Source organism: Streptomyces prunicolor NBRC 13075 (genome assembly GCF_000367365.1).
GTDB classification, from domain to species: domain Bacteria; phylum Actinomycetota; class Actinomycetes; order Streptomycetales; family Streptomycetaceae; genus Streptomyces; species Streptomyces prunicolor.
In genome coordinates this window covers 1-12,272 of record NZ_BARF01000166.1, presented here as the reverse complement: position 1 = coordinate 12,272, position 12,272 = coordinate 1, and the positions used below count along the sequence as shown (strand labels likewise).

11 protein-coding genes and 2 pseudogenes are annotated in these 12,272 nt (G+C 68.3%); 11 read left to right on the top strand and 2 right to left on the bottom strand.

The window, feature by feature from the left end:
- From SPR02S_RS54170 to SPR02S_RS54130, 9 genes and pseudogenes are all read left to right on the top strand, one after another.
- Nucleotides 1-1,048 (top strand): annotated as a pseudogene (locus SPR02S_RS54170) (hypothetical protein); the annotation flags it as partial.
- Nucleotides 1,045-1,791 carry a CHAT domain-containing protein gene (locus SPR02S_RS54165; protein WP_052347231.1) on the top strand — a complete coding sequence of 249 codons (747 nt, stop codon included), beginning with the start codon at nt 1,045-1,047 and terminating at the stop codon, nt 1,789-1,791. The pseudogene SPR02S_RS54170 and the gene SPR02S_RS54165, both read left to right, overlap by 4 nt.
- 320 nt (nt 1,792-2,111) lie before the next feature.
- Entirely contained in the window at nt 2,112-2,735 is a 624-nt protein-coding gene (locus SPR02S_RS54160) for a GntR family transcriptional regulator (protein ID WP_019065401.1), read from the top strand.
- A gap of 312 nt (nt 2,736-3,047) precedes the next feature.
- On the top strand, nt 3,048-5,750 hold the full coding sequence (gene aceE / locus SPR02S_RS54155) for a pyruvate dehydrogenase (acetyl-transferring), homodimeric type (RefSeq protein ID WP_019065400.1): 2,703 nt from the start codon (nt 3,048-3,050) through the stop codon (nt 5,748-5,750).
- 233 nt (nt 5,751-5,983) lie between these two features.
- A complete protein-coding gene (locus SPR02S_RS54150; RefSeq protein ID WP_026151747.1) occupies nt 5,984-6,967 on the top strand; it encodes a helix-turn-helix transcriptional regulator in 984 nt (327 codons plus the stop codon).
- A gap of 78 nt (nt 6,968-7,045) precedes the next feature.
- Nucleotides 7,046-7,567 carry a DUF4240 domain-containing protein gene (locus SPR02S_RS54145; RefSeq protein ID WP_019065398.1) on the top strand — a complete coding sequence of 174 codons (522 nt, stop codon included), beginning with the start codon at nt 7,046-7,048 and terminating at the stop codon, nt 7,565-7,567.
- Between the two features lie 67 nt (nt 7,568-7,634).
- Nucleotides 7,635-8,162: a carboxymuconolactone decarboxylase family protein gene (locus tag SPR02S_RS54140; RefSeq protein ID WP_019065397.1), complete on the top strand. Its 528-nt coding sequence runs from the start codon at nt 7,635-7,637 to the stop codon at nt 8,160-8,162.
- Between the two features lie 270 nt (nt 8,163-8,432).
- Nucleotides 8,433-8,741 carry a hypothetical protein gene (locus tag SPR02S_RS54135; protein WP_019065396.1) on the top strand — a complete coding sequence of 103 codons (309 nt, stop codon included), beginning with the start codon at nt 8,433-8,435 and terminating at the stop codon, nt 8,739-8,741.
- A gap of 54 nt (nt 8,742-8,795) precedes the next feature.
- The gene (locus tag SPR02S_RS54130; RefSeq protein WP_019065395.1) at nt 8,796-9,617 is read left to right on the top strand and encodes a S1 RNA-binding domain-containing protein; all 822 of its coding nucleotides are present in this window, start codon (nt 8,796-8,798) and stop codon (nt 9,615-9,617) included.
- 45 nt (nt 9,618-9,662) lie between these two features.
- On the opposite strand, the gene SPR02S_RS54125 is transcribed toward SPR02S_RS54130, so the two are convergent.
- Nucleotides 9,663-9,893: a hypothetical protein gene (locus SPR02S_RS54125; protein WP_019065394.1), complete on the bottom strand. Its 231-nt coding sequence runs from the start codon at nt 9,891-9,893 to the stop codon at nt 9,663-9,665.
- Between the two features lie 128 nt (nt 9,894-10,021).
- On the opposite strand from SPR02S_RS54125, the gene SPR02S_RS54120 reads away from it, so the two are divergent.
- Nucleotides 10,022-10,357 carry a hypothetical protein gene (locus tag SPR02S_RS54120; RefSeq protein ID WP_019065393.1) on the top strand — a complete coding sequence of 112 codons (336 nt, stop codon included), beginning with the start codon at nt 10,022-10,024 and terminating at the stop codon, nt 10,355-10,357.
- Here the strand turns inward: SPR02S_RS54120 and SPR02S_RS58650 are convergent.
- Nucleotides 10,300-11,247: a hypothetical protein gene (locus tag SPR02S_RS58650; RefSeq protein WP_019065392.1), complete on the bottom strand. Its 948-nt coding sequence runs from the start codon at nt 11,245-11,247 to the stop codon at nt 10,300-10,302. The two genes, SPR02S_RS54120 and SPR02S_RS58650, sit on opposite strands and share 58 nt — an antisense overlap.
- Before the next feature lie 474 nt (nt 11,248-11,721).
- Here SPR02S_RS58650 and SPR02S_RS54110 point away from each other — a divergent pair.
- Nucleotides 11,722-12,272 (top strand): annotated as a pseudogene (locus tag SPR02S_RS54110) (hypothetical protein); the annotation flags it as partial.

Sequence of the window (12,272 nt, the reverse complement as noted above, 5' to 3'; positions counted from 1 at the left end):
CCTCGCCCGCATCGCTCCTCCCCAGCAAGCCATCACCGCGTACACCAAGGCAGAAGAATTCCTGGCCGCTCACCCAGCAGCCGCACGCCAAATCGCCGCCCAGCGCGCGGAATTCCAGCTCGCGCACGCAGACCAAAACGCCGGAATCCGCACCCTCATCGACCTGCTCCTGTCACCCCCGGCCAGCCCGGACCCCGTCGCTCTCGAAGCCCGGCGCCTCTTGCGCGACTGCCACCGCGCAAGCGCAACAGCGGCCACCCAAGTCCGCACCGCATGGCGCACGGCAGCCGGTCCAGAGGCTCCGGCCTGGCTGGACCTCCCCGAGACCGCATTCGAGCTCGCCATCGCCTGGATCCAATGCCCCACTTGGGCCGACTCCCGCACCTTCTGGGACGAGCACGCGGCCGACCTCCGCTCCCCGGAAACGATCCTGGCCCTGGAGGAACTCGCTCTCGCCCACAAGGCCGCTGAGCAGCATCTCCGCATCGCCCGAGCCGCCACGGCCGACACCCCTGACGCCGCGTTCCGTCCCTACGTCACCGGGGAACTCCTGGCCATCTGGATCGAATGCCCCACTTGGCAGGAGTCTCAGGCCTACCTCTCTGTCCACGCAAAGGATCTCCTGCACGACCAAGCCGCAGCGCTGCTCGCCAGCGACAACGGATCAGCCGAAGGCGCTATCCATTTCGCGCTTCTCCGCCTCGCCCGCGCAGACGGAATCCCCACCGCCTACAGGTACATCGCAGATCGCACCGCCCTGAACGAACGTGTCCAGGGCCTGCTGGCCACTCCGGACTCCAGGTTGCTCAGCGCTTGCGCACTGCTCGAACTCTTCATCCACCAGGATGATTTCACCGCCACCGTCCACCTGTCGATCTCAGCAATCCTCGCCGAGTCCGCACAAGAACCACCCTCCTGGCCCACCCCCACCCCCTCCGACCGCGACCGCGCCCTCACCGAAATCACCACCCTCATGGGCCGCTCACCCCAACACGCTCAAGCCCTGGGCACCCTCATCCAAAGCATCCTGACCTCCACCACCGCATGACACCCTCACCCCGCCCAACCCCACTCCCACCCCCAACCCCCTCCGTAATCCTGGTAGTCCAAGCAACCTCCCCCAAAATCCCCGGCACCCCCGACGCCAGCGCCGAGTACCGCGAAATGCAACGCGCCATCACACACGCCCGGTACGCCCAAGCCCTCACCCTGGAAAGCCTCCAAGCGGCCCAGGCAAGAGACCTCCCCGACCGCCTACTCCAAAACACCCCCGCAGTACTCCACTTCTCCGCCCGAGGCACCCCCGGCGGCGGCCTCCGCTTCCTCACCGACGACGGCGGCGAGGCCCCCGTCTCCGACCAGGGCCTGTGCAAACTGCTCACCGAGTTCGTGCCGGAGGGACTACGGCTCGTCGTCCTGAGTGCCTGCTGGACATGGGAGTTGGCGCATCTGCTGGCAGGGACAGTGCCCTGCGTCATCGGCACCGGCGGCCCCATCACCGACACGAGCTGCCTCGACTACTCCCGCACGCTCTACAGCACCCTGGCCCACGGCCGCTCGGTCGCCAAGGCGCACGGCATCGCCGTAGCAGCTGCCGAGATGTACGGCGCGGACCTCGACTGTCTTCCGGAGTTGCTCACCGCGCCAGGCGTGTACGCGGAGGCCCTGCACCTCGTCGGCGCCAAGTACCGCACGCCGCCCACCCGGACCACCGTCAAGCCGCAGGGCGGCGGCTTCTCCTGGCGGCTGCGCAAGAAGCCGATGTCTGGTGACCCGGATCTATGGCCGTAGCCGACGTCAGCGCCTCGACGAAGACGCCCGTACTACTGCTGCACTGATCACGGCTGAGGCGACCGTCCAGCACCTGTAGGTCCGCTGGTCCACCAGCACCAGCAGCTCGGCCTGTAGTCAGCCCCCCTCCCCCCGGCCCGTACGTTCCCACCGGCGCCGCACGTCACACAGCCCATCCAGACCACCGTGACACTTCCAGGTGCCCCCACCCCACCCCCATGTAAGTCTCGTCTCACCTGCATGAAAGCGCCCCCGTGCGCCCCTCCCGAGCGGGTGTGCGGCCTTATTGTCTAAACGTCAAACGCCCTTAAGGAGCTCTCATGACCGCGCCCGTCGTCCACTCGCTGCGCGAACAGATCCGCGAGCACATCGTGGAGGGGATCGTGAGCGGCCGCTGGAAGCCGGGCGAGCGGATCGTGGAGCGGCGGATCGCGACCGAGCTGGAGGTCAGCCAGACGCCGGTGCGGGAGGCGTTGCGCGAGCTGGAGTCGTTGCGGCTGATCGAGTCCGCGCCGAACAAGGGCGTACGGGTGCGGAATCTGACCGCGGCCGACCTGGAGGAGAGTTACCCGGTGCGGGCCGGGCTCGAGGCGATCGCGGCCGAGCTGGCGGCCGAGAAGCTGGCCGAGGACTGCTCGGCGCTCGAACCGCATGTCGCCGCGCTCTACGAGGCGGACCGCGACGCGGACGGGACCGGACAGGTGCGGCACACCGTCGGCTTCCACCGTGAGCTGGTCCGGGCCGCCGGCAACTCCGTGCTGCTGCACACCTGGGAAGGCCTCGGCATCGAGGTCTTCACCGCCCTGTCGATCCGCTGGCTCGGGACCGTGCAGCAGTCGTACGCGGAGGAGCACGAGGAGTTGGTGGCCGCGTTCCGACGCCGGGACCCGCGGATCGCGGAGCTGGTGAAGGCGCACGTGCTGGGCTGCGCCCCGCGCCCGTGAAGCGATGTGGTTCGCAGCCGAGCACAGCCATGCTCACCTGCGAAAACTCCCCGGAAATCAGCCAAAATCACGGCACCCGGTGCCCCGGCAAAAGGCACCCCGTGCCGACTTTCTCGTAATCAAGATATTTTGCCCGGGAACCTTTGATCGATCATCGATCAGGGAGTTACAGTCACCGACGGGCCACGCGGCGGAAGCCGCACCGTGTCACAGCACAAGGGGCCCGCCGCCCTGTCCTGCCAAAGACCAAGGGCACCCCCGAAATCCCCTTGCCGATGAGGGAACCCCCCTTCGACCGAGGAAGGCGGCGTTATGACCGACCCCTACGCCATCCAGCCGAGCGAGCTCGACCAGCTCCCGGACCGCGACCCCGAGGAGACCGCCGAATGGCAGGCCTCCCTGGACGCCGTCACGAAGGCTGCGGGCCCGCACCGTGCCGCGTACCTGATGCGCCGCACGCTGGAGCGCGCGGAGGGCAACGGCCTCGCGCTGCCCAAGCTGCTTGAGACGGACTACGTCAACACCATCCCGACCGCCGCCGAGCCGTCCGCGCCCGGCGACGAGGCGCTGGAGCGCCGGATCACCGCGTGGAACCGCTGGAACGCGGCGGCGATGGTGACCCGGGGCGCGAAACACGGCGTCGGCGGCCACATCGCGACCTTCGCGTCCGCGGCCTGGCTGTACGAGACCGGCTTCAACCACTTCTTCAAGGGCAAGGAGGCGGACGGCTCCGGCGACCAGCTGTACATCCAGGGCCACGCCTCCCCCGGCATCTACGCCCGCGCCTTCCTCGACGGCCGCCTCACCGAGGCGCACCTCGACAACTTCCGCCAGGAGGCGGGCGGCAACGGCCTCCCGTCGTACCCGCACCCCCGCCGCCTGCCCTGGCTCTGGGAGTTCCCGACCGTCTCCATGGGCCTCGGCCCGCTGTCGGCGATCTACCAGGCCCGCTTCAACCGGTACCTCACCGCGCGCGGCATCAAGGACGTGTCGGAGTCGCACGTCTGGGCGTTCCTCGGCGACGGCGAGATGGACGAGCCCGAGTCGACGGCCGCACTCGCACTGGCGAGCCGCGAGGGTCTGGACAATCTCACCTTCGTCATCAACTGCAACCTCCAGCGCCTCGACGGCCCGGTCCGCGCGAACTTCAAGATCGTGCAGGAGCTGGAGGCCCAGTTCCGCGGCGCCGGCTGGAACGTCGTCAAGTCGCTGTGGGGCAACGCCTGGGACGAGCTGTTCCAGCTCGACACCACGGGCGCGCTGGTACGACGGCTGCGCGAGGTACCGGACGCCCAGGTGCAGACGTACCAGACACGTGGCGCCGCCTACATCCGCGAGGACTTCTTCGGCAAGGACCCGGCGCTCGTCGAGCTGGCGAAGCTGCTCAGCGACGACAAGATCCTCGAGTGTTTCCACCTCTCCCGCGGTGGTCACGAGGCGAGCAAGGTGTACGCCGCGTACAAGGCGGCCGTAGAGCACAAGGGCGGCCCGACGGTCATCCTGGCGCAGACGGTCAAGGGCCACACGCTCGGTGCGGGCTTCGCGTCGAAGAACGCCAACCACCAGATGAAGAAGCTGTCGACGGACGAGTTCAAGCAGATGCGTGACCTGCTCGAACTCCCCGTCAAGGACAGCGACTTCGTCGACGGGGTCGTGCCCTACGGCCACCCCGGCGCCGACTCCCCCGAGGTCCGTTACCTCCAGGAGCGCCGCGCGGCGCTGGGCGGTCCCGCACCGGCCCGTCGTACACACGCGATCGCTCCGCTGCCCGCCCCCGCCGAGAAGGCGTTCGCGTCCTTCGACAAGGGGTCCGGCACGCAGAACGTGGCGACGACGATGGCGTTCGTCCGGCTCGTCAAGGACCTGGTCCGCGACAAGGAGACCGGGAAGCGCTGGGTGCCGATCGTGCCGGACGAGGCACGGACGTTCGGCATGGAGTCGCTGTTCCCGTCGCTCGGGATCTACTCCCCCAAGGGCCAGACGTACGAGCCCGTCGACCGCGACCAGCTCATGTACTACAAGGAAGCCAAGAACGGCCAGATCCTCAACGAGGGGATCACCGAGGCGGGCTCCATGGCGGACTTCATCGCCGCGTCGACGTCGTACGCGACGCACGGCGAAGCGATGATCCCCTTCTACATCTTCTACTCGATGTTCGGCTGGCAGCGCACGGCCGACCAGATGTGGCAGCTCGGCGACCAGCTCGGCCGCGGTTTCCTGGTCGGGGCGACGGCCGGTCGTACGACGCTGACGGGTGAGGGTCTGCAGCACGCGGACGGTCACTCGCCGGTGATCGCGGCGACGAACCCTGCCGCTCTGTCGTACGACCCTGCGTTCGCGTACGAGGTCGCGGCGATCGTGCGTGACGGCATCCGCCGCATGTACGGCGAGGCGGCCCCGGGCGAGGACTCGAACGTCTTCTACTACCTCACCGTCTACAACGAGCCGATCCCCCAGCCCGCCAAGCCGGCCGGACTCGGTATCGACGAGGGCATCGTCAAGGGCCTGTACCGCTTCAACACTGCGGAGTCCGCCGGGCTTTCGCCGGCCGCCAACGCGGCGCGGATTCAGCTGCTGGGCTCCGGTACGGCGATTCACTGGGCGTTGAAGGCGCAGCGGTTGCTCGCGGAGGAGTGGGGGGTGGCGGCTGACGTGTGGTCGGCCACGTCCTGGACTGAACTGCGGCGGGATGCGCTGGACGCGGATGCGGCGCTGTTGCGGGGCGAGGAGCGAGTTCCGTACGTCCGGCAGGCCCTGCAGGGTGCCGAGGGTCCTGTCCTCGCGGTCTCCGACTACATGCGCCAGGTCCCCGACCAGATCGCGCAGTGGGTCGAGCAGGACTATTCGTCGCTGGGCGCGGATGGCTTCGGCCTGTCGGACACGCGGGATGCGGCGCGGCGGTACTTCGGCGTGGACGCGGAGTCGATCGTCGTGGCGGCGCTGGCGCAGTTGGCGCGGCGCGGGGAAGTGAAGGCTACGGCGGTGAAGGAGGCGCGGGAGCGCTACGGGCTGTAGGGCGCTTCTTTCGCCCCCGCCGCCCCTACCCGTCCCATCCTTCTGGGGCTCCGCCCCAGACCCCGCTCCTCAAACGCCGGAGAGGCTGAAAATCAGCCTCTCCGGCGTTTGGTCTTTCAGCCCGTCCGGCGTTTGAGGACGAGGCCGTTCAGGCCGAAGGGGGGTCTGGGGGCGCAGCCACCGGGGATGGGACGGGTAGGGGCGGCGGGGGCGAGATCCCTCATCATGAAGGCATGCGCGCTGCCCGCCTGATCAAAATGGTGCTGCTGCTCCAGTCCCGCGCCTCCATGACCGCCGCCGAGCTGGCCCGCGAGCTGGAAGTCTCGGAGCGGACCATCACCCGGGACGCGCAGGCACTGTCCGAGGCGGGCGTTCCGGTGTACGCGGATCGGGGGCGGGCCGGAGGGTATCGGCTCGTCGGCGGGTATCGGACCCGACTCACCGGGCTGGGCCGCAGCGAGGCCGAGGCGCTCTTTCTGAGCGGGGTGCCGGGGGCGTTGCGCGAGATGGGGTTGGAGGACGCGGCCTCGGCGGCCCGGTTGAAGGTGTCCGCGGCGCTGATGCCCTCCCTGTCGGATGCCTCGCGGGCAGCGGCTCAGCGGTTTCATCTCGACGCGCCCGGTTGGTTCACGGAGCTCAAGACGCCCGAACTGCTTCCCGCCGTAGCGGACGCTGTGTGGGACGACCGGAGGGTGCTCGCTCGGTACCGGCGCGGGGACTCCGACGTCGAACGGGAACTGGAGCCGTACGGACTCGTCCTCAAGGCGGGTGTCTGGTACCTGTGCGCGCGGGTCGTCGCCCACCTCGATTCCTACCGGGTGTACCGCATTGACCGGTTCACGGCAGTGGAGGCGGGTGCCGAGCGCTTCGTACGCGACGTGGACTTCGATCTTCCGGCGTTCTGGGAGGAGCGGGCGGAGCAGTTCGCGCGGTCGATCCTGCGGGCTGAGGTCGTGGTGCGGCTGTCGGCGGACGGGGTGCGGAGACTGCCGTACGCCGTCGACGCGGTCGCGGCGCGCGAGGCGCTGGAGGCCGCGGGCGGGCCGGACGCCGACGGCGGGTGGGTGACGGTGACCCTGCGGGTGGAGTCCGAGGAGGTGGCGCACAGCCAGCTCGCGGGACTCGGCCCGGACGTGGAGGTGCTGGCCCCGGAGAGTCTGCGGGCACGCTTCACGGACGACGCGCTACGGCTCGCCACTCTGTACCACCGCCCATAACGATCTGCCCCGTGCCAGGTGACAATCCGCTGCACTCCACGTGCGCACCACCCCTCCAGGACCGATGCTTGACCCGTGATGGACGAGACGGAGTTCTGGGAGCTGGTGGACGCCACCCGCGAGGCCGCCGAGGGCGACCCCGAGGAGCAGGCCGACCTGCTCGTCGACCGGCTTCTGCTGCTGGACCCGGAGCTGGTCCTGGACTTCGCCCGGCATTTCGAGGCCCGTTACAACCGCGCGTACACCTGGGATCTGTGGGGCGCCGCGTGGGTGCTGCTGGGCGGCGCGAGCGACGACGCCTTCGACTACTTCCGGTGCTGGCTGATCGGTCAGGGCCGTGAGGTGTACGAGGGTGCCGTGCACGACCCCGACTCGCTGGCCGACCTCATCGACGACTTCGACGAGGAGATCGACGGCGACGGTGAGGAACTGGGGTACGCGGCGGACGAGGCGTACGAGCAGCTCACCGGAGCCGTCGCCCCCGACCTGGGGATCCCCCCGGCGCCCGCGGAACCCCTGGGCGCACGACTCGACCTGGAGAACGAGGCCGTGCTGGCGGAACGGTTCCCGAAGCTGCGGGAGAGGTTCCAGGAGGAGTGAGCACGAGTGAGCGGGGTACGGCGATGATGCCCCGTCCACCGTCCGACCGGATCCCAGTGAGGTCACCGTGGCTCGAATACCGTACCCGGAGCGTTCCGCCGAAGCCGTCGACGCTCTTCCCACCCCGCTGAACGCGTTCCGCATGCTCTCGCACGCCCCCGAACTGACGGGTCCCGCGATCGAGTTGGGGATGGCGGTGCTCGGTTCGTCGCTGCCGGTGCGGTTGCGCGAGCTGGTGGTGGTGTCGGTGGCAGCGCGCACGGACTGCGCCTACGGGATCGTCCAGCACCGCCCGATCGCGCTCCACGCGGGGGTCACCGTCGACCAGTTGGCGGCGGTCGTCGAACTCCGGCCGGAGGAGGGCGACTTCGACGAGGTCGAGTCGACGCTGCTCACGGCGACGAAGGAACTGCTGGCCCAACACACGCTCACGGACGCGACGTTGGGAACACTGCGCAAGCATCTGACCGACCGTCAGGTGGTCGAACTGATCACGACGGTCGGCTACTACACGATGCTGGCCGGCCTCCTGAACGGGCTGGGCGTGGACATCGATCCGGCGGGCGAGAAGTACCTGGGCATGGGCCGGAGTTAGAACCTGTCCTGACCAGGACCTGCCCTGGTCAGGACCTGTCCCGCTTCCTCTGATTCCTCCGCTTTCCCGTAGCGACGGGTCGACCCACGTGTCACAGCGGTGTCCTGATGCCACTGAGGTCAGAACAACTGCCGGGCCGCGGACCTCAAATGGAGCGACAACGCCCGCTCGGTCCACCTCTCGGAAGGGTCATGTTCCCGATGGTTCGCCCGCGTTCCATGATTCGACCCGGATCCGACGGCCGTCAGTACGGTCACCGTCTGCTCGGACGTGCAGGTCCACGCGTGGGTCACGATGAACGTCGGGACGGTCGCCAAGCCCGACGCCAAGCTCGTCGACTACGACGTCGACGCCACGCGGCACGACCACGACCCCTTCGGCCGCACCCTGGCCAAGGGCTGCAACAGCGCCGCCGGAGCCTTCGGCTCCCGGATGCAGTTCAGGGCCCCCGGCCTGAACAAGGGCCGCCCCCTCTATGTGACCGCGCCGGCCGACCGCCGACACGTCCTGGTCCTCCGCCTCACCCAGCACGCCGACGGCACGGTCACCAGCACCCAGCAACTGGTCGCCGCCCGCTGACGACTGCGGCTGGATCAGGGTCGGCGCACGGCTCCCCGTGAGAGGCTGGGCGGCATGGGGGCAGTGCCGGACGATCAGGCTTCTCGGGACTTCCTGGCCGGGATACACGTCGGCGACCTGTGCAGCGGGACGGTCGCGGAGATCACGCGGTCGCACGGGGTGGCGGTGACCCTGGACGGGTTCCCCGCGCGCCCGCTGGGGACCGTCTCCCAGCCAGACGTTTCCTGGCTTTGGATCGACGCCACGGCCCTGGAGGTCGGCCGACGGATCACCGCTGAAGTGACGGCCGTCGACCCGGACGAGGGCCGGGTCCGGCTGGCGATGACCGCCACCGAGAACCCGGAGCTCTGGGCGTTCCTGGCATCGCGTCGGCGCGGTGAGATTCTCTCCGGGACGGTCGCGGCAATCGAGCGGTTCGGCGTGTTCGTGTCGCTGGACGACGGCCCTGACCATCCGGTCTTCCCCGGCGTCGGGTTCATCACGGTCGCCGAACTGTCGTGGCGGCATGTCGAAGCGATGTCGGACGTCGTGCACGTCGGACAGCACATCTCATGCGAGTTCCTCCAGTTCGACGACTGGAACGGAGAGGCGAGACTGTCCCTGAAGGCGATGCAGCCGGACCCTTTCGCAGCGTTCGTCGAAGGGCTCGCGGTGGGCCAGAGGCTGCAAGGCCAGGTCACCAAGTTGGTCCCGTTCGGCGCCTTCGTCCGGGTCGCCGACAGCGTTGAGGGACTGGTTCATCTTCGAGAACTCGCCCCGGAGCCTGTGGAGACTCCGGAGGACGTGGTCCAGGTCGGCGACGAGGTCACGGTCGTCGTCACCGAAATCGACCGACAACGGCGCAGGTTGGCTCTCTCCCGACGCCAGGCCTCATAAAGGCGGGACCTCGGCCCAGCCCGGTGAACCCATACGGTCACAGCACTAGGCGGCGGTCCGGCGGCGGGTCGAGTCCGTCGAGATGTAGGCCTGCGTCTGGTCGGCCCGTACCGCGTGGTGCATCGGGGCCGCGTTGGCCTGGTCGAGTGCGGAGGCCGTGACGGCGGCCGGGCCGAGGATCACGGTCGCGACCGCGCAGACCACCGCCCAGGGGCCGCGGGCGGACTTGGCCCAACCGGCCGACTTCTCCGTGGTGTTGGTGTGACTGCTGTTCATTTTCCCCACCTCCAGTCAGTGCGTGTGCATGACGATAGGGAGCTTGTCTCGGGGGACTCGGTGAGTTGCCTGCGAGAAACCTGTGAGCGTCGGTCGGGGCCGGTCGAGGGTCGGATATCTTCACCGGCATGGAGCCGTTCGCCTGCGACCACAAGGTCTTCGAGCATGACCGCGTCCATCTGCGGGTCGATCACGGGATCTTCGAGGTGTTCCGGCGCAATCGCATCATCGGCTCGTACCGGGCCCCGTTGAGCTGGGTGAAGGTACGTGCCGAGGCGCGTAAGGGCGGCTTGACCCGGCTGCACTTCGGCAACATCGAGGAGCTCGACGAACCGATCTACGCGAGCACGACGAGTTCCAAACACGGGCTCGTCACCGTCGAGATCCAGACCACCGACGAGCCGCTCTACCGCGCGTTCTTCACGGAACTGGCCCAGTTGTCGGACCGCCGGATCGCTTCATGACACACCCCTGACAACGCGGCCCTCACCAGGGCGATCCCGTTGAGCGACACGGGAGTTGGAGCCGATGCCGAAGGTACCGGGCCCAGCCCCGCGCAGCGGCGGCAGATACCGGTAAGCACACCTCGCGGCAACGGCTCGCGGCACTCCCCGCACTCCGCCAGGCTCTCGACTCGCTTGCGTGGAGCGGTAGTTGTCGTCGGAGTCCGGGCTTCCAGGCGGTACGACACGAGGGCGGCCGGGGAGCGGACCGGGTGGGGCAGGTCGACGGTGAGGGCCTGCTGCAGGTCGGCCTCCGTCGCACCGCTCGCCATCCAGCGGGTGGCAAGGGGCACGAGCCGTTCGATCTCCCCGGCACCGAGACGCAGGGCGGGGGTGCGGTCGCCGAGGCGGGCCAGGAAGTTCGCGGCGCCGCGCTCCAACTCGCCTGGCGGCGCGGAATGGTTGGGGGTGTTCTCCTCGGTGTTCTCGCTCAAGGGGTATGCGCCGACGGCCTGGTCCGCCCCTGCCCCGACCGGCGGGTCCTGGTCACTCGGATGACTCGGATCAGGAGAGGGGCGTACGGTCCCGAACGCGGTGGCGATCTCCTCCGGTGTCGTCAACGCCACGTTGGAGACGAGCACTTGGGTGGACCACTGGCCGGTCTCGGGGTGCTGACTGCGCCGGGTGTGGAGGTAACCCTCTTCCTCCAGTTGCCGCCGGGCCTTGCGAACGGCGAGGCGGCCTTCCGGCATCTTCTCGCCGATGGACTGCACGGTCTCCCTCGATCCCTCAGGGAGGGACAACGCCCACTGGAGGAGTCGCACGGCGGTCCCGTTGAGGCGGGGATGCCGGATGATCTCGTTCGGGGTCTGGGAGAAGAAACGGGCAGGCGGGATAGCATCCTTCAGCATCGCGGTGGACCTCTGATCCACTAGTCGGTGTAGGCCCTCAGATTGGTGTTGGCGCACCGCTGAGGGCCGCTCCGTGTCGGCACACGGAGGGTGAGAACGTGACTACTTCAGCGCCGACTTTGCAGCCAGGTTTACGAGACTCAACCATTCGTCCAGGGAGCCAAGCCCTTCACGAACGAAGGTGTAGCGGGGGTCCCATAGGCACTCCCATGGGCCAAAGGGCAGACGGTGACGAGGCCGAGCAGGCTCGCCAAGACGGAGAAGTTGGTCGAAGCAGGGCAGGCAAAGCCCGCCGTCGAGGTAGCGTCAGGCACGTTGAGGACATCTGGATGCGACCTGCGGGAACCCCCGTCCCAGCAGGCCTCGGCTCCTACCGGCCCAACGACGCACCGATCTTGACCTCGGCCCCCGCCCGGCGATCACTGCGCACACCCTGACCACCCCAGCTGCGACAAGCCACATCAGGAACGGGCGATGGACAACGAGATTCAGCTGATCAGTGACGGTGATGGGCTGGCGGTCATCGGAGCTGCCACGGATGTCGAACGCTTCCTCACCTCGGAAGGACTTTCGTCGAAGGACCTCGGACTGCAACGACTCAAGTCCGTCGTCGGTACCGGTGCTGTAGTCGCGCGGGCAGGTTCGGAGATTGCGGCCGAATCCGGTCGCTGGGTGAAGCTGACTCCCGAGTCGGCCTCGCTGGTCAAGAAGTACGGGCTGAGGGAAAGCTCGAAGACAGGTCTCAGCACAGGCGTGGTGAAGGGACCCAAAGGCCAGACCAGGGGATTCGTCGAATTCGTCAAGGGGCCCCGATCGCTTCTGACCAACCCGGCGGTTCTTGCAGGTGCTGCGGGGATCATGGCGCAGGTTGCGATGCAACAGACCATGAACGAGATCACCGACTATCTCGCCACGATCGACGAGAAGGTCGACGACGTGCTGCGTGCCCAGAAGGACTCCGTGTTGGCCCGCGTGATCGGAGTGGGCTTCGTCATCGAGGAGGCCATGACCATTCGCGGCAAGTG

What these genes read in the sequence shown, in the direction of transcription:
- SPR02S_RS54165 (WP_052347231.1), top strand. Translation starts at nt 1,045, where the DNA reads ATGACACCCTCACCCCGCCCAACCCCACTCCCACCCCCAACCCCCTCC.
- SPR02S_RS54160 (WP_019065401.1), top strand. Translation starts at nt 2,112, where the DNA reads ATGACCGCGCCCGTCGTCCACTCGCTGCGCGAACAGATCCGCGAGCAC.
- aceE (WP_019065400.1), top strand. Translation starts at nt 3,048, where the DNA reads ATGACCGACCCCTACGCCATCCAGCCGAGCGAGCTCGACCAGCTCCCG.
- SPR02S_RS54150 (WP_026151747.1), top strand. Translation starts at nt 5,984, where the DNA reads ATGCGCGCTGCCCGCCTGATCAAAATGGTGCTGCTGCTCCAGTCCCGC.
- SPR02S_RS54145 (WP_019065398.1), top strand. Translation starts at nt 7,046, where the DNA reads ATGGACGAGACGGAGTTCTGGGAGCTGGTGGACGCCACCCGCGAGGCC.
- SPR02S_RS54130 (WP_019065395.1), top strand. Translation starts at nt 8,796, where the DNA reads ATGGGGGCAGTGCCGGACGATCAGGCTTCTCGGGACTTCCTGGCCGGG.
- SPR02S_RS54125 (WP_019065394.1), bottom strand. Translation starts at nt 9,893, where the DNA reads ATGAACAGCAGTCACACCAACACCACGGAGAAGTCGGCCGGTTGGGCC.
- SPR02S_RS54120 (WP_019065393.1), top strand. Translation starts at nt 10,022, where the DNA reads ATGGAGCCGTTCGCCTGCGACCACAAGGTCTTCGAGCATGACCGCGTC.
- SPR02S_RS58650 (WP_019065392.1), bottom strand. Translation starts at nt 11,247, where the DNA reads ATGCTGAAGGATGCTATCCCGCCTGCCCGTTTCTTCTCCCAGACCCCG.